Raw genomic sequence first — 16,333 nt, 5'->3', positions numbered from 1 at the left:
TTAGGCGTCGTTCATGTCATTGGGGTGGTGCCCACCGCGGCCGTCTTCGCCTTCCTCCAAAGAGGTAATGGCGGCCATCTCTGCATCAGTGAGCTCGAAGCCGAAGACATCGAAGTTTTCTGCAATGCGCGATGGCGTCGAGGACTTGGGGAAGAGGATGACCCCATTTTGCAGGTGCCAGCGAATAATGGCCTGGGCTGGAGAAACACCGTGCGCCTCGGCGGCTTCAGTAACCTCTGGTGCCTCCAAGATATCGCTCTTGCCCTGACCCAGCGGGCCCCATGCCTCGATGGCGATGCCGTGGGCGCGGCCAGCGTCCAGTTCGCGCCAGCGCTGCAGGTAAGGGTGCAGCTCCACTTGGTTAATCGCGGGGACGACGTCCGTGTGTGACTCCAACTGATCTAAGTGCTCCGGCTCAAAGTTGGACACGCCGATGGACTTCGCCTTGCCCTCTTTACGCAGTTCAATGAGCTGCTTCCAAGCTTCAACGTACGTGCCCTTGGCTGGGGTAGGCCAGTGGATGAGGTATAGGTCAACGTAGTCAAGGCCCAGCTTCTGTAGGGATTCATCCAGTGCGGCAGCGGCATCGGTGTGGCGGTCATTCCATAGCTTGGTGGTGATGAAGATCTCCTCGCGCGGGATTCCGGAGTTGGCGATGGCCTTGCCCACGCCCTCCTCATTGCCGTAAATGGCCGCGGTATCGATGTGGCGGTAGCCCACGCGCAGCGCTTCGGCTACGTATTCCTCGGTCTTTTCCGGGTCCATTTGGAAGACACCAAAGCCCAACTGGGGGATTGTATTGCCATCGTTCAAAGTAATATTAGGTACGGTCATGGACACCAGATTACGCTTTTCTGGCCACCGCCCCAATGTGATGTATTTATAGCCGCGCTTGGCGGGAGATGGGCGGCGGGATGGAGGGAGGCGCCGGCAAGCAGGGGCCTCGATAAAACTAAGGAACCAGCAAGGAGGCCTAACGGCGGAGCTGGCTGGGTGACCCCGGCCGGGACGCATGCCAGCGCTTAATATCCTCAGCAAGCCACAATGCGCTACGGCCATCGAGCATGGCCACAGGGGCGGGTGTGCGCTCATTTGCGTAATAACTCGCCCACGTGCGTGTGGTGATGCTGCAGTACTCGGCGCACTCTGCAGTGCGCCACAGCTCTTTTCCTGTGTCCGCGTCAATGATTTTAGGCTGCACGGTTTTTCCTCCCTTGGGTAGTGGCTGTAGCTAGGTTGTAGCCGGATAGTGCCGCTAAGGCTATGACAATAAGCCAGATGGGCGAATCGGCAATTATCGAGTAGGCGGCGGCGACTACGATGCCTGAGACGGCGGAGGCCTGTTTCAATGTCACTGTAATGTGTCCGTTCGGTATATTGGGAGGTGTGCCCCTAGAGGCTATTTGCGATGCCTACCCGATTTGGCGGGTGGTCGTTGCGGTACTGCTTTATCTGAATAGCTAGGCTACACAGTGAAATTATTAGCGCCGCGACCTCCATCACCTCTTCAGTTTTGTAAGTGCCGTGCAGACTTACATTTACTAGTATAACATATTAATGCGTTATTGGTAAACTGGAAGAACGAACATTTTAAGAATATTTCCCAAAACAGCCCAACCCCGCACCACACAAGCCGGATGGGGGCCGCCCGCCGTGGCCGCACTCTGGAAGAAACTCTAACCAAAGCTAAAACTATTCAAACCCCACAGACTATACAATCCGTGAGGGTTTAAACATGCCAACCAAGATGGTTCTACCAACGGTTCCACTTACTGCCAATAACCAGCTACGATAGTCAATTATTGCAGTACAAACATGGAGGGAATGACGGGAATCGAACCCGCGTCTTCAGCTTGGAAGGCTGAGGTATTAGCCACTATACGACATTCCCACAGCGTTGCCTTGAACGCTGTCGGCTACTTTAGCGCATGAGCGCCCCAAAACGAAAATAGGGAACACGCGCAGTGGGTAGGCCGTTAAAATAGGTAGGACCAATTCCAGTAAAGAAAGCGATGATTGTTGTGGAACTCCTACTTCTTGTAGTCGTACTCGGTGGCGGCGCGTGGTATCTATCCTCGCGCAGCTCAAAAAAGAGCCGGGAGGAGCGAGAGGCGCAGCAGTTAGCGGATGCCCAGGCGGATGCGCGTCGGTGGATTGAGCGCCTAGGCGGCCAGGTCATGCAGATTTCCGGTACGGATACCGCCTCGCAGCAGGCAATGGCGGATGCATCGGAGCGCTTTACCGCGGCCAATTCCGCTATTTCGCGGGCCACTACGGTCAAGCAGGCCAACTTGGCCCGTGAATCGGCGCTTGAGGGCATGCATTACGTCAATGCTGCCCGCGAGATTATGGATATGAATCCGGGGCCGGAATTGCCGCCGCTGGAAGGCCAGCGCGCCGCGGGCAAGGTCACCGAGAAGCGCACGGTGGATGCGAATGGAGAGCAGCTGACTGCGTCCCCGTACGCCTCCGAGGAAACCCCGAACTATTACCCCGGCGGAACCGTGGCTGGGCGCCCCGTTCCGGCCGGTTGGTACTCCCGCCCTTGGTGGGCGGATGCCCTGCAAACGGGCGTGTGGATGATGGGTTATTCCATGATGTTTAACGCCATGTTTGCCGGCATGTCCGGCGTGGGCTATTCCGCAGCCGCCGCAGAAAACGGCGACTGGGGCGGCGCCGAGGGCGGCGACGGCATGGACGGCGCCGACGGCGGCGGAGACGCAGGAGATGCCGGAGACGCCGGGGACGCCGGCGATATGGGCGGCGATGCCGGAGGGGGAGACGCCGGTGATGGAGGCGGCTTCTTCGACGGACTATCTGACGGCGATGGCGGCGGATTCTTTGATGGCATGTTTGATTTTGATTTCTAAGTCAAGCGGCCGGAAATTATGCCGCTAACCTGCGTCTACGCCCTCAACAGGGGGTTGATTTAGGAGATTTAAATCCAACACGCTAAACTGTCTCAGGTATGCAACGCAGCCAAGGCAACTTGGTGGCCTACATACGGGGCGTGGCGCAGTTTGGTAGCGCACCTGCTTTGGGAGCAGGGGGTCGCAGGTTCAAATCCTGTCGCCCCGACGTATGGGGGTCTGAAAATGCCCTAATAAGGTTTTTCAGACCCCCTTTAATTTTTATGTACGTAGAAAAACAATGAAGCCAGGGAGATTCACTCGTGAAGACCACCGTAGACAAGCTGAGCGATACCCGCGTTAAGCTCACCGTCAACGTTCCGTTTGCGGAGCTGGACCAGGAAATCGATCAAGCTTACGCGGCAATCGCGCAGCAAGTTTCTATTCCAGGTTTCCGTAAGGGCAAGGCCCCGCGCCAGCTGATCGACGCTCGCTTCGGCCGCGGCCCGATTCTGGAGCAGGTCGTCAATGACATGCTGCCTTCCCGCTACGAGCAGGCTGTTCAGTCGGAAGACCTGAAGGTCATCGGCCAGCCGGACGTGGACATTTCCAAGATTGAGGACAAGGACTTCGTCGAGTTCACCGCCGAGGTTGATGTTCGCCCTGAGTTTGAGGTTCCGGACTTCTCTGAAATCTCCATCACCGTCCCCGCCATCAAGGCCGGCGAAGAAGATGTGGACAAGGCCCTCGAGGACCTTGCAGAGCGCTTCGGTGAGCTGAAGGACACCAAGCGCAAGATGAAGACCGGTGACTACGCCATCATCGACATCACCGCCGAGGTAGACGGTGAGAAGATCGAGGATGCTTCGACCGAAGGTCTGTCCTACTCCATCGGTGATGACAACCTCATCAAGGGCCTGGACACCGCACTGCGCGGCATGAAGACCGGCGAGGATAACGAGTTCACCTCCACCATCCAGTCCGGTGAGCACAAGGACGAAGAAGCTACCTTCAAGGTCCACGTGCAGCAGACCAAGGAGCGCAAGCTGCCGGACATGGACGATGAGTTCGCCCAGATGGCCTCTGAGTACGACACCATCGAGGAGCTGCGCGAAGCTACCAAGACCGAGGTCGAGGAGTCCAAGAAGGCTGAGCAGGCCGGCCAGATCCGCGATGAGGTTCTGAAGGCTGCGCTTGCCGATGTCGACTTTGAACTGCCACAGTCCGTCGTCGACGAGCAGGCTCACGCCCAGCTGCACCAGATCCTGGGCCAGCTGGCACACGATGAGAAGGCACTGGCACAGCTGCTCGAGGCACAGGGCACCTCCCGCGAAGAGTTTGATAAGCAGACCCGCGAGCAGGCTGAAGAGTCCGTACGCACGCAGATTTTCTTGGATGCTGTGGCAGAAAAGGAAGAGCCGGAAGTTTCCCAGCAGGAGCTCTCGGACCACATCCTGTTCACCGCGCAGTCCTACGGCATGGACCCGAACCAGTTCATCCAGCAGCTGCAGTCCAACGGCCAGATTGCCAACCTGTTCTCTGACGTACGCCGCGGTAAGGCACTGGCTGCCGCCATTTGCCGTACCACCGTCAAGGACGAAGAGGGCAACGACGTTGACGTTGAGCAGTACTTCGGTGAGGTAGAAGAAGACGAGAACGAAGCTACCGACGCGGAGTAAATCTTCTGCTTAAAAGCCCAGCTTGACCCCTCGCACCGGCGAGGAAGTCTGGCTGGGCTTTTCTCATCGCCGGGTCGAAAAAGCAGACAAAGATCGGTGCAAACGCTGATAGCGAACAGACCCCACAATTATCGCCACATTAAGTAGTGTGGTGGCATTAGAGATTAACCGTCCTCAAGGAGACTTTTCGAATGTCTAAGAAATCTGACCAGCTTCAGATGACCACCCCAGCAGGCTCCGGCCTGAACTTGGGTGACAGCGTCTATGAGCGCCTGTTGCACGAGCGCATTATCTTTTTGGGCACCCAGGTAGACGATGAAATTGCTAATAAGTTGTGCGCACAGATCCTGCTGCTTTCCGCAGAGGATCCGACGCGCGATATTTCGCTTTACATCAACTCCCCGGGTGGCTCCGTGACCGCGGGCATGGCCATTTATGACACGATGAAGTACTCGCCCTGCGATATCTCCACCTACGGCATGGGCTTGGCTGCTTCCATGGGCCAGTTCCTGCTTTCCGGTGGTACGAAGGGCAAGCGCTATGCGCTGCCGCACGCTCGCATCATGATGCACCAGCCTTCCGCTGGTGTGGGCGGTACCGCTGCCGATATCGCCATCCAAGCGGAGCAATTCGCCCAGACCAAGCGCGAGATGGCTGAGCTCATTGCAGAGCACACCGGCCAAACCTTCGAGCAGATCACCAAGGACTCTGACCGCGACCGCTGGATGACTGCGCAGCAAGCCAAGGACTACGGCATTGTTGACCACGTTATCGAGTCCGTGAACGGCCCACTGAGCAACTAGGGAATAAGGAGAAAATCATTATGAATAAGTCGCAGATGCCAAGTTCCCGTTACGTACTGCCTTCCTTTATTGAGCAGTCCGCTCAGGGGACGAAGGAAACCAACCCGTACTCCAAGCTCTTTGAAGAGCGCATCATCTTCTTGGGCACCCAGGTCGATGACACCTCTGCCAATGACATCATGGCCCAGTTGCTGGTTCTTGAGAGCCAGGACCCAGACCGTGACATCACCATGTACATCAACTCGCCTGGTGGTTCCTTTACTGCCTTGATGGCAATTTATGACACCATGCGCTACGTGCGTCCTGATGTGCAGACCGTGTGCCTGGGCCAGGCGGCTTCTGCTGCCGCAGTGCTGTTGGCTGCTGGTGCTCCGGGCAAGCGTGCGGCGCTGCCGAACTCCCGCGTATTGATCCACCAGCCTGCAACCCAGGGCACCCAGGGTCAGGTCTCGGACTTGGAAATCCAGGCCGCAGAGATTGAGCGTATGCGCACCTTGATGGAAAACACCCTGGCGGAGCACACCGGCCGTACGGCCGAGCAAATCCGCATCGACACCGACCGCGATAAGATCCTGACCGCGGAAGATGCCGTGGAATACGGAATCATCGATACCGTCTTTGAGTACCGCAAGCTCAATTCTTAATACGGTCCTGATGGACTGAATCCATCAGTGGAGGCCCTGCGAGGCCGCTTCGAGAGGAGCGCTCGCAGGGCTTTTATTATTTGCGCATAAGTGACTGCAGTATATTCCTATGAGGGGTATGTCAGGGGAGCAACGGAGGGCGAACATCTACCCCAAACGGGGTGAATCTTTCAGAGAAATATCTGCAGGTCGTTAGGCAGATTAATATAGTGCGATGTTTCACGTATAATGGCCGATTTGTGAATTAGGCCTCTGAGTGGTCGTATTATGTTATGACAAATAAGGAACCAGAAGCGGAGGATCGAACCTCCGCACCCGCTGCTTCGAGCGGGGAGCGCACATTTTTCGGCCACCCGTGGGGGCTGGCTAACCTGTTCGGCGTGGAGATGTGGGAGCGCTTCAGCTTCTACGGCATGCAGTCCATCGTGCTGCTGTACATGTACTACGCCACCACCGATGGCGGTCTAGGCCTCGACCGCGGCGACGCGACGTCGATCGTCGGTGCCTACGGCGGCTTGGTGTACATGGCATGCCTGTTGGCATCGTTGGTAGCTGACCGCATCCTTGGTGCGGAGCGCACCCTGTTCTACTCCGCAATCATGGTGATGGCTGGTCACCTCGTCTTGGCCTTCATTCCTGCCGTAACCGGCCTGGCTATCGGCCTGATCCTCATCGCCGTTGGTTCCGGCGGTGTAAAGACTACCGCTTCGGTGGTGCTGGGGTCGCTGTATAGCCGCGACGATCCTCGCCGTGACGGCGGCTTCTCCGTCTTCTACATGGGCGTTAATATAGGTGCCCTCTTCGGACCGCTTCTTACCACCGCAATGTGGGGCTGGAAGGGCTTCCACTGGGGCTTCGGTATCGCTGCCGTCGGTATGGCCCTAGGCCTTATCCAGTACACTGCCATGCGTAAGACCACGATTAAGGACGCTGGCCACGAAATTCCTAATCCTGCAGATTTTAAACAGCGCATGCTGGGCTTGGGCGCGATTGTCGTCGCTGTCCTCGTCATGGTTATCGGCCTGGGTACTGGGATCATCAAGGTAGAGTGGCTGTCTAATATCGTCACCGCCGTTGCCCTGATCGCCGCCGTGTACTTCTGGATTCAGATGTACACCTCTGATTTGGTGACCCGGAAAGAAAAGAACCGCCTCTTGGGCTTTATTCCAATGTTCATCTCCGGTGTGCTGTTCTTCGGTATCTTCCAGCAGCAATTTACAGTGATGACCATCTACGCCGATGTGCGCCTGGACCGCCACATCTTTGGTATCGAGATTCCGCCGTCATTGGTGCAGTCCATTAACCCGATTTTCATCGTTATCTTCTCTGCAATCTTCGCGGCTATGTGGACGAAGCTCGGTGACCGTCAGTGGTCCACGCCGGTGAAGTTCGGCGTGGCCAATATCATCATCGGTATCTCGCTGTTCTTCTTCCTGCCATTCTCCGGCTCGGGCGCAAACTCCACGCCAATGTATGTCATTATCTGGATCCTCTTCCTATTCACCATGGGTGAGCTGATGTTGTCCCCAGTGGGCAACTCTCTGGCCACCAAGGTGGCACCTGAGGCGTTCCCATCGCGCATGATGGCCGTGTGGATGATGGCCGTGGCCATGGGTACCGCACTTGCCGGTTCGCTGGCTAGCTTCTACAACCCAGAGGATGCGGGTGCGGAAAACACCTTCTTTATTTCCTTAGGTGTCGTCTCCATCGCACTGGGCATCGTCCTACTCGTGCTGAGCCGCTGGGTGGTCAAGAAGTTTGCTACCTTCCGCTAAAAAGGGAAGCTAAAACCTTTATTTCGAGAGGTGTGTTGGTGTTAAGCCGGCGCACCTCTCTAAGTGTTTTCTACCACGCTATTAAAGGATGAAAATAGATTAGGTGTCTTAAAAATTGCTGGTAAACCGCAGATCTTTGGCAGGTGCCTAGCGCTCAGGCATATGTGGAAGGTTAACACTAGGCAAAGTGCAGTTTACTTCTTAGAAAAGCTATTGGCTCAACTTATTGTTGCGGAGTACGCTGCACTTCGTACGCGACGCGTGATGGCGCCGCAATAACACTTTCTTCTCATTTGTTAATTGCTTACAAGGGGCCAATGCTGTGACAGCGACTCTGATTATCTTGGGCATTGTGGTGTTTACCGCCTTAGCCTTCGACTTCACCAATGGTTTTCACGACACAGCCAATGCGATGGCAACCTCCATTGCTACTGGCGCGCTGAAGCCATTTACTGCGGTGGCGATTTCTGCCGTACTTAACCTCGTTGGCGCGTTCTTGTCCGTGAATGTCGCGGCAACGGTGGCCAAAGGCATCGTCAACCTCGATTCCTATGACCTTTCGGGTGCAGCCGCCGACTCGGATGGCCAAGCCCTGTTGATGGTGGTCTTTACCGGCCTTATCGGCGGTATTTTGTGGAACCTTTTCACTTGGTTGCTCGGGCTACCGTCCAGCTCTTCCCACGCCCTTTTCGGCGGCCTTATCGGTGCAGGCTTTGCAGCGATGGGCACTGGGGGAGTGGAGTGGACCTCCATTATGGCCAAGATCATCATTCCGGCGGTGGCGTCCCCGATTATCGCCGCCTTGGTATCTGCGTGCGCCACCTTCCTCGTTTATTGGGTGACCAACACCATTCCGAATAAGGAAAAGAACGAGCACTTCCGCCATGGCCAGATTGTGACCGCCTGCTTGGTATCGCTGGCACACGGTGCCGGTGACGCTCAGAAAACCATGGGCGTTATCTTCCTCGCCCTCGTGGCTTCGGGCCACGCGGCTGCCGATGCCCGCATTCCAACCTGGGTCATCTTCGGCTGTGCGATTGCCATTGCGGCCGGTACCTTGTCCGGCGGTTGGCGCGTTATCCGCACCCTGGGTAAGGGCTTGGTGGAGATCGAATCCCCGCAAGGTATGGCAGCCGAGGCTACCTCCGCGGCCATCATCTTGACTTCCTCAGCCGGTGGTATGGCTCTGTCTACGACCCACGTGTCCACCGGCTCTATCCTTGGTACTGGTTTGGGCCGCCGTGGCGCGGAAGTGCGCTGGGGTGTTGCAATGCGCATGGTGGCTGCCTGGCTCATTACGCTGCCCTGTGCCGCCTTTGTTGGCTTCGCATCGTGGTGGTTGGCGCACGGCGTCTCTTCCGCTACCAATGTGGCAACCGGCGCTATCGTGGACTTCGTTCTACTCTTGGCCATGACGGCGCTCATCGTCATCCGCTCCCGTATGAACCCAGTTGATGCATCCAACGTTAATAATGACTGGGATGAGAACGCTGAGTCCGTGGATTCGTCCTTGGAGCCACGCGTTGGTGCGAAAGAGTCTGTCGCAGCTTCAGGGGGCATGACCCCGGTAGCGGCGGTCAACGGGGACAACGACTCCACCTCATCTACTCCACAAGAGGAGCGCTAAAACATGACTGTTGCAGAAATCTTCGAATCTATACTCCGCGTCGCTGGCCTGGCCCTCGTCTTCGGTGCTGGTATCCCGTTGCTCTTCGCCTTGGGCATGCGTTCCATGACGGGTGATCCCATTCGGGATGACAATGGTGTGGTGGTAGGAGATACTCCCGCTAGCCGCCAAATGAAGCTGCTGGGTTGGACCGTTTATGCCGTACTGGGTGTCATTATCGTGGTGGCAATCGCGTGGATCGCGCGCGATTCCCTGGACCACTACTTTGGTTTCGCACCATTTGGCGACCTTTAAGAATAACTCGCGGACTATATAGCAAGCCCGTGACCATGGAATATTCCTCAGAGCCACTTAAAGTTAACAAGAGATAAACTTTAAGTGGCTTAGGGGTTGCTTAGTGGGTAAGTACCAAGTATATTTGTACCTATCAACAAAGCAACATTGAGAGGTGAGAGAGATGAACACGATGCGGACCTTCATTGGTGGCATTAGCGATATGTTCAAGGACTCCACCACGGGTACGGGTTTGGATACCGTGTCTCAGGCACCGGTTTCTGCCCGCGTAGCGGAAAATCTCGTTGACGCGGGGCTTACCCCCGCGACGACCAAGGACGTCGCTGAGTCCTTCGCATTCGTTGTCGGCCATGCGCCAGATGAGCTGGAAATGCTCGATGTCGAGGCATTCTTGCTCGACTTTGACTGGCTGCAATAAAAACCGTACGAGATAACCCCGCCGCGCACCATAACGGTGTCGGCGGGGTTATCTGTGTCTTAGGGCAGGGCATCGGTAAGCGCTAGCCGGGCAGGCGCAGGCTAGCGCGGCGGCAGGATGGCCTCGGGGGTTTCGGGCAAGAGCTGGCCCCCGTCAATAATGAGCGTTTGTCCGGTGATGTATCCGGCCTCGGTGGAAGCGAGGAAGGCCGCGGCATTGCCAATATCGCGGGGGCTGCCAAGCCGGTGCAGGGGAATGGAGCGCGTCATCTCATCCAGGTACTCCTGGCCCTGCGCCTCGAGGCCCTCGGTGAGGATATTTCCGGGCAATACGCCATTGATGGTGATGCCATCGCGGGCGATTTCCAGGGCTGCGGAGCGGATAAAGCCTTGTTGGGCCGCCTTGGAGGCGCCGTAATGCGCCCAGCCGGGAAAGCCGGTGTGCGAGCCAGTAATGGAGGTGGTGATGACGATGCGCCCGTAGCCGCGCTCCTTCATATACGGCAGGGCTTCTTGCACGACCTTGAACGTGCCGTGGGTATTGATTTCAAACATGGTTTCCCACTGCTTATCCGTCATCTCTTCCAGTGGGCAGTTAGGGAAGACCCCGGCATTGGAACAGACGATGTCGATCGCCCCGTGCGCGGCGTGGACCTTGGCAAACATTTCTTTGATGGAGGCCCTATCGGTGACATCGACGGGGTAGGCGGTCGCGCCGAGCTCTGCGGCGGTGGCTTCGGCCTTATCGGTATCGATATCGGCAATGACGACGCTGGCGCCGGCTTCACGCAGGGAGGCAACGATGCCCTTGCCGATGCCCGCAGCCCCGCCCGTGACAATCGCGGTACGGTTGGTGAGGTCAAACATGAAATGGCTCCTTCGGCGGTGGTGGAGGAATGTGGAGGATCCAATCCCAAGTTTAGTGGTGTGGGAGGACAAAGTTCTGCGAATTTCGCCACGCGGAGGGAATGAATAGGAGCCGTGTCGGGTTGATTTACTAAGGTAGATTTTTGAACAAGCAACCGCGGGGACGGAAGTGAGCGAGCCTTCCGCCCCACCTTTAAAAAGCGGTAAACAAGAGCGAGTGTGAAAGTACTGAATGGCACGTATGCAAGAAAGCGCTGATCTCCTGAAGTGTTCCTTCTGCGGAAAGAGCCAAAAGCAGGTGAAAAAGCTCATCGCCGGCGGCGGGGTCTACATCTGCGATGAGTGCATCGAGCTCTGCAATGAGATTATTGAGGAAGAGCTCGGCCACGAGCAGGCCGAGGAGTCTTCCGAGGCGGAGGTGCGCCTGCCCAAGCCTTCGCAGATTTCTTCCTTTTTGGATAAGTACGTCATTGGCCAGGACAAGGCCAAGCGCGTGCTGTCGGTTGCGGTGTATAACCACTACAAGCGCATTAAGGCAGAAGAATCCGCTGCGTTAGATGCACGCCGGAAGAAGGCCGAGGGCGAAGAGGTAGAGATCTCCAAGTCCAATATTTTGATGCTGGGGCCCACCGGTTCCGGTAAGACCTACCTGGCGCAAACCTTGGCGCGCCTGCTGGATGTGCCTTTCGCTATCGCGGATGCCACCAGCCTGACCGAGGCCGGCTATGTGGGCGAGGACGTAGAAAACATCCTCTTGAAGCTGCTGCAGGCAGCGGATTTTGATGTGGAGCGCGCCCAACGCGGCATCATCTACGTTGACGAGGTAGATAAGATCTCCCGCAAGTCTGAAAACCCCTCCATTACCCGCGATGTTTCCGGCGAAGGCGTGCAGCAGGCGCTGCTGAAGATCCTGGAGGGAACTGTGGCTGCTATTCCGCCGCAGGGCGGGCGCAAGCACCCGAACCAGGAATTTATCCAGCTGGATACCTCCAATATCCTCTTCATTGTCGCCGGCGCGTTTGCGGGCCTCGACCAGGTGATCGCGGATCGCGTGGGTAAGAAGGGCGTTGGCTTTGGTGCCAAGCTGGGCACCGAAGACGAGCGGGAAAAGGTGGACCTATTCTCCCAGGTGCGTCCGGAAGACCTCGTGAAGTTCGGCTTGATTCCAGAATTTATCGGCCGTCTGCCCGTGGTGGCGACGGTGGATAACTTGGACCGCGAGGCCCTGGTCAAGGTATTGACCGAGCCCAAGAACTCCTTGCTCAAGCAGTACAGCCGCCTATTTGAGATGGATGACTGTGAGCTGGACATGGATGCCGGGGCGCTGGATGCCATCGCAGAGCTCGCCCTCGAGCGCAAAACCGGCGCGCGCGGTTTGCGCGCGATTCTGGAAGAACTGCTCGTGCCGGTGATGTTTGAGCTGCCAGACCGGGAAGATATTTCCGCCGTGCACATCACCGCAGAGTGCGTTACCCAGGGCGCAGAGCCCGAATTTACCTATAAGGATGAGGCAAAGGAATCGGCCTAGCGAGGGGAAGGCTGCAGTAGGAAAGAGGGGCATCGGCAAGCAGCCGGTGCCTTCTTTTTATGCTTCGCCGTAGATATCTTGTGGGGAGGCCTCGTCGCCCTCGTCGGCATCGGAAGACACTAAATAAGACTCGTGGCCGGAATCGGGGATATTGGCGGTGAGAAACGCCAGCACGGTATCGACGGTAAGCCTGTGCAGGCCGTCGATATTTGCTTGGCTGGACATATCTACGCCTAGAAGGTTGTCCATCATTGCCCGGTTGGTCACGCGGTACGAGGTGAGCGAGGCGATGATGGTGAAAATATCGTTGGTGGAAATGCCTGGGCGGAAGGCGCCGGCGTCTTGACCCAGCATGAGCAGGCGGTCTAGGTGAAGGGCGACGCCGCTGAAATCTGCGACGGGATGAGTAGAAGAACCCACGATGGACTGGGCGGTTTCCCAGGTCATCATGCGAATGGCCTCGGGGTGATTGACGTACCGCCAGAAAATCCAGTCCACTAGCTTGCGCACACCCTCGACTGGGACCGCGGAATCGAGCTCCAGATCTTCTTCGTCGGGGCGGAGGCGCTCGGCGGCGGTGCTTAAAGCGCTCAAGTACAGGCCCTGCTTATCGCCAAAGTGGTAGTGAATCATGCGCTTGGACATGCCGGATTCCGCGGCGATGGTATCCAGCTTGGTTTCAGAAAAACCCAATGCGGAAAACTGGGAAATGGCAATATCCACCACGGCATCGGTGCTGATGGAATCCGCAGCGTGAGCGTCGGAGTCCTCCGCCTGCTCCGCAGCGTGCAGCGGTTCGATGTGATCAGTGCTCATAGCATGTGTCCTATCTCTGCTTCGCGGCGCCGATGTGGCGATGGTGGGTAGTGTCTCGGGAACTGCACGGCCGGCCTCATGCTGGTTCGATGCGGCAGTGGTTGGCCACCGTGCAGCCGCCCACAGGCAGTGAATGCATCCCTGCGAGCGCGCTCCCCAGTGGGGTCTGTGCCGCTTCCATCATGCCCGATTAGCCCCACCCCGCGGGAGGAATGTGCCCATTGGGGGCGTTAATTTGGAGGTAAACGGGGGTAATATCCGGAAATTTGGCGGCGTTTTCCCTCCGAAAGAGGGGGATAAATTTCACAACACGTTACCTCCGTATAGCGCTAAGCTCGGGGGTGGATACATCCCGTGGAGGGTGGCGTGCATGAGGGGCGCTTACAACTCCACGACATATGAGGAGGAATGAGCATGACCCAGCCAGTAAAAGTTACCGTTACCGGCGCCGCCGGAAATATCGCCTACTCGCTGCTGTGGCGGATTGCCGCGGGCGACGTATTTGGCAAGGACACCCCGGTAGACTTTGCCCTGTTGGAAATCCCCGCGGTAGTAGAAAAGGCCGAGGGCGTGGCCATGGAGCTGCGCGATTCCGCCCTGCCGCTGGTGAATTCGATTGCGGTGACTGATGACCTCAAGGTGGCCTTCGAGGATGCCTCCGCCGCATTCCTCGTCGGCTCCCGCCCGCGCAGCAAGGGCATGGAGCGCGCAGATCTGCTCGAGGCCAACGGCGCCATCTTTACTGAGCAGGGCAAGGCCATCAATGACTATGCGGCGCGCGATGTCCGCGTGCTGGTGGTGGGCAACCCGGCCAATACCAACGCGCTGATTGCCGCGCATAGCGCGCCGGATCTGGATAACTCCCAGTTCAACGCGCTCATGCGCTTGGACCACAACCGCACCTTGGGCCAGTTGGCGGCCCAGACCGGCAAGGCCACCAAGGACTTTTCCAAGATTGCGGTCTGGGGCAACCACTCCGCCACCCAGTTCCCGGATATCGCTTTCTCCAACGCGGAGGTAGATGAGCAGTGGTACCGCGAGGAGATGATCCCCAAGGTGGCCAAGCGCGGCGCGGAGATCATTGAGGTGCGCGGCAGCTCGTCCGCGGCGTCGGCGGCATCTGCCGCCGTGGACCACATGCACGATTGGGTCCACGGCACCGAGGATTGGCGCACCGCCGCCGTGCCTTCGGATGGCTCCTATGGCGTGGACGAGGGCCTCGTCGCAGGTTTCCCCACCGTCTCCCGCGACGGCAAGTGGGAAATCGTCCAAGGCCTGGAGCTCAGCGATTTCCAGAAGGAGCGCATCGAGGCCTCCGTGCAGGAGCTGCGTGAGGAGCGCGAGGCCGTAGCCCACCTGCTGAAAGGTTAAGCCTCCAGCACCAAGTTATCGATGAGCCGCACCGGCCCCACATGCGCTGCTACCAGCGCCAAGGCGGGCCGGTGTTGTGCATCTACGGGCTCGAGCGTGGCCGGGTCCACCACGGTGAGGTAATCCACCGTCACGCCGGGGGAGGAAGCGAGCTGGGCCTCAGCTTCTTCACGTGAGGCGCCATCCTGCAGCGCGAAGAGTGCCTGGGATAAGGCGACCGCCTGCTCACGCTCGGCGGCACTGAGGCGCGCATTGCGGCTGGACTCGGCCACGCCGTCCGTTGCGCGCACGATGGGCACGCTGATGATGTCCAGCGGCAGGTCGAGGTCCGCCACCAGGCGGCGGATGATCGCTACTTGCTGCGCATCCTTTTGCCCAAAATAAGCGCGGTCTGGTGTGACAAGGTGAAACAGCTTGCTCACCACGGTGGCCACGCCGTCAAAGTGGCCGGGGCGCGAGGCACCTTCCAAGACCGAGCCCATCTCACCCGTGCGCACCCACACCCGCGGGGTGCCACCCGGGTACATTTCCTCCACGCTGGGGGCGAAGACCGCATCGACTCCCAACGAGTCCAGCAGTGCGGCATCCGCGTCGAGGGTGCGCGGGTAGGCGCGGTAGTCTTCGCAGTCGCCCAGGTCCGTGAACTGGAGGGGATTGACAAAGACCGAGCACACCACGGTGTCGTTGTCTTCGCGGGCGCGGCGAATGAGGGAAGCGTGGCCGTCGTGAAGCGCGCCCATCGTGGGCACCAAACCCACGGAACCGGACGCTGCCGCGCGGAAGGCACGGAGTTCGGATTTAGTTGTGAGGATCTGCATGGCTTAAGACCTTAGTCCTCGAAAGACTCCTCGGCGTTGGGGAAGGAACGTTCACCCACATCTGCGACATAGTCCTTCGCTCCTTCCAGCAGCGCGCCGCGCAGATTCGCGTAGCGGCGCACAAAACGCGGCGCCTTGGGACCTCCCAGGCCGAAGGCATCGGTCCACACCAGAATCTGACCGTCGGTCTGCGCGCCGGCGCCGATGCCGATGGTGGGGATGGGCAGCTCCTTGGTCACCTGCTCAGCAAGGGCTGCCGGGACCATCTCCAGCACCACGGCGAAGGCGCCGGCCTCGGCGAGGGCGCGGGCGTCGTCGTGAAGCTTCTCCGCACCGGCACCCCGGCCTTGGACCACGAAGCCGCCCAAGGCGTGGACCTGCTGGGGTGTAAAGCCAATGTGGGCGCAGACCGGGATGCCGGCGGCGACAAGCGCGGCAACAATGGGAGCGCGCTCCGCACCGCCCTCCAGCTTCACGGCCTGCGCGCCGGTTTCCTTCATGACGCGCACCGCGGTCTCCAGCGCCTGGGAGGGGCCGTCCTCATAGGAGCCGAAGGGAAGGTCCACCACCACGAAGGCGCGGGAGGTCGAAGCAACCACCGCGCGGGCCAGCGGGATCATCTCATCGAGGGTGAGCGAGAGCGTGGTTTCGCGGCCCAGCACCACGTTGGCCAGGGAATCGCCGACGAGCAGGAGATCGACCCCGGCTTCATCGAAGATTTCGGCGGTCAAGCAGTCGTAGCTCGTCAGGCACGCGAAGGCCTGAGAGTTGTCTTTGGCTTGGGTGAAGTAACGGGTGTGGAGGCGGGCGCGGTGGCCAGGGTTGTGAGACATGCCCTTACTCTA

At 58.4% G+C, this 16,333-nt stretch carries 15 protein-coding genes and 2 tRNA genes; 11 read left to right on the top strand and 6 right to left on the bottom strand.

Going from position 1 to position 16,333, the window contains the following annotated elements; all coding sequences use genetic code 11:
• The gene (locus ABRP87_RS05395; protein WP_349867978.1) at nt 1-834 is read right to left on the bottom strand and encodes an aldo/keto reductase; all 834 of its coding nucleotides are present in this window, start codon (nt 832-834) and stop codon (nt 1-3) included.
• Between the two features lie 982 nt (nt 835-1,816).
• Nucleotides 1,817-1,891 (bottom strand) — tRNA-Gly (locus tag ABRP87_RS05385).
• A 121-nt stretch (nt 1,892-2,012) separates the two neighbouring features.
• Here ABRP87_RS05385 and ABRP87_RS05380 point away from each other — a divergent pair.
• The 9 genes from ABRP87_RS05380 to ABRP87_RS05340 all read left to right on the top strand — a co-directional run bounded on the left by ABRP87_RS05380 (nt 2,013) and on the right by ABRP87_RS05340 (nt 10,089).
• Nucleotides 2,013-2,870: a DUF1542 domain-containing protein gene (locus ABRP87_RS05380; RefSeq protein WP_349867977.1), complete on the top strand. Its 858-nt coding sequence runs from the start codon at nt 2,013-2,015 to the stop codon at nt 2,868-2,870.
• 134 nt (nt 2,871-3,004) lie between these two features.
• Nucleotides 3,005-3,078 (top strand) — tRNA-Pro (locus ABRP87_RS05375).
• 94 nt (nt 3,079-3,172) lie between these two features.
• Complete coding sequence (tig, locus tag ABRP87_RS05370; RefSeq protein WP_349867976.1) at nt 3,173-4,528, top strand: trigger factor; 1,356 nt, start codon at nt 3,173-3,175, stop codon at nt 4,526-4,528.
• 191 nt (nt 4,529-4,719) lie between these two features.
• On the top strand, nt 4,720-5,331 hold the full coding sequence (locus ABRP87_RS05365) for an ATP-dependent Clp protease proteolytic subunit (protein WP_023023580.1): 612 nt from the start codon (nt 4,720-4,722) through the stop codon (nt 5,329-5,331).
• Between the two features lie 17 nt (nt 5,332-5,348).
• Complete coding sequence (locus tag ABRP87_RS05360; RefSeq protein WP_198010484.1) at nt 5,349-5,975, top strand: ATP-dependent Clp protease proteolytic subunit; 627 nt, start codon at nt 5,349-5,351, stop codon at nt 5,973-5,975.
• 272 nt (nt 5,976-6,247) lie between these two features.
• A complete protein-coding gene (locus ABRP87_RS05355; protein ID WP_349863242.1) occupies nt 6,248-7,750 on the top strand; it encodes a peptide MFS transporter in 1,503 nt (500 codons plus the stop codon).
• Between the two features lie 322 nt (nt 7,751-8,072).
• Nucleotides 8,073-9,377, top strand: a complete 1,305-nt coding sequence (locus ABRP87_RS05350; protein WP_023023573.1) for an inorganic phosphate transporter — start codon at nt 8,073-8,075, stop codon at nt 9,375-9,377.
• 3 nt (nt 9,378-9,380) lie between these two features.
• On the top strand, nt 9,381-9,671 hold the full coding sequence (locus ABRP87_RS05345) for a hypothetical protein (protein WP_349863240.1): 291 nt from the start codon (nt 9,381-9,383) through the stop codon (nt 9,669-9,671).
• 163 nt (nt 9,672-9,834) lie between these two features.
• On the top strand, nt 9,835-10,089 hold the full coding sequence (locus tag ABRP87_RS05340) for a hypothetical protein (RefSeq protein WP_349867975.1): 255 nt from the start codon (nt 9,835-9,837) through the stop codon (nt 10,087-10,089).
• A gap of 101 nt (nt 10,090-10,190) precedes the next feature.
• Here the strand turns inward: ABRP87_RS05340 and fabG are convergent, their stop codons facing one another.
• Nucleotides 10,191-10,955 carry a 3-oxoacyl-ACP reductase FabG gene (fabG, locus tag ABRP87_RS05335; RefSeq protein ID WP_349867974.1) on the bottom strand — a complete coding sequence of 255 codons (765 nt, stop codon included), beginning with the start codon at nt 10,953-10,955 and terminating at the stop codon, nt 10,191-10,193.
• A gap of 232 nt (nt 10,956-11,187) precedes the next feature.
• Between fabG and clpX the strand changes: the two genes are divergently transcribed.
• The gene (clpX, locus tag ABRP87_RS05330; protein ID WP_284782284.1) at nt 11,188-12,483 is read left to right on the top strand and encodes an ATP-dependent Clp protease ATP-binding subunit ClpX; all 1,296 of its coding nucleotides are present in this window, start codon (nt 11,188-11,190) and stop codon (nt 12,481-12,483) included.
• A 57-nt stretch (nt 12,484-12,540) separates the two neighbouring features.
• On the opposite strand, the gene ABRP87_RS05325 is transcribed toward clpX, so the two are convergent.
• Nucleotides 12,541-13,299 carry a TetR/AcrR family transcriptional regulator gene (locus ABRP87_RS05325; RefSeq protein WP_349867973.1) on the bottom strand — a complete coding sequence of 253 codons (759 nt, stop codon included), beginning with the start codon at nt 13,297-13,299 and terminating at the stop codon, nt 12,541-12,543.
• Between the two features lie 408 nt (nt 13,300-13,707).
• Here ABRP87_RS05325 and ABRP87_RS05320 point away from each other — a divergent pair, with 408 nt between their 5' ends.
• Nucleotides 13,708-14,670: a malate dehydrogenase gene (locus ABRP87_RS05320; RefSeq protein WP_349867972.1), complete on the top strand. Its 963-nt coding sequence runs from the start codon at nt 13,708-13,710 to the stop codon at nt 14,668-14,670.
• Here ABRP87_RS05320 and panC read toward each other — a convergent pair.
• On the bottom strand, nt 14,667-15,488 hold the full coding sequence (panC, locus tag ABRP87_RS05315) for a pantoate--beta-alanine ligase (RefSeq protein WP_005284412.1): 822 nt from the start codon (nt 15,486-15,488) through the stop codon (nt 14,667-14,669). The two genes, ABRP87_RS05320 and panC, sit on opposite strands and share 4 nt — an antisense overlap.
• Before the next feature lie 11 nt (nt 15,489-15,499).
• The gene (panB, locus tag ABRP87_RS05310; RefSeq protein ID WP_349867971.1) at nt 15,500-16,321 is read right to left on the bottom strand and encodes a 3-methyl-2-oxobutanoate hydroxymethyltransferase; all 822 of its coding nucleotides are present in this window, start codon (nt 16,319-16,321) and stop codon (nt 15,500-15,502) included.
• Between the last annotated feature and the right edge of the window lie 12 nt (nt 16,322-16,333).

The sequence above is a fragment of the Corynebacterium sp. KPL2830 genome, assembly GCF_040225635.1.
Classification (GTDB): Bacteria; Actinomycetota; Actinomycetes; order Mycobacteriales; family Mycobacteriaceae; genus Corynebacterium.
Note: the sequence above shows the minus strand (reverse complement) of the source record. Positions and strands in the feature narration are given on the sequence as shown.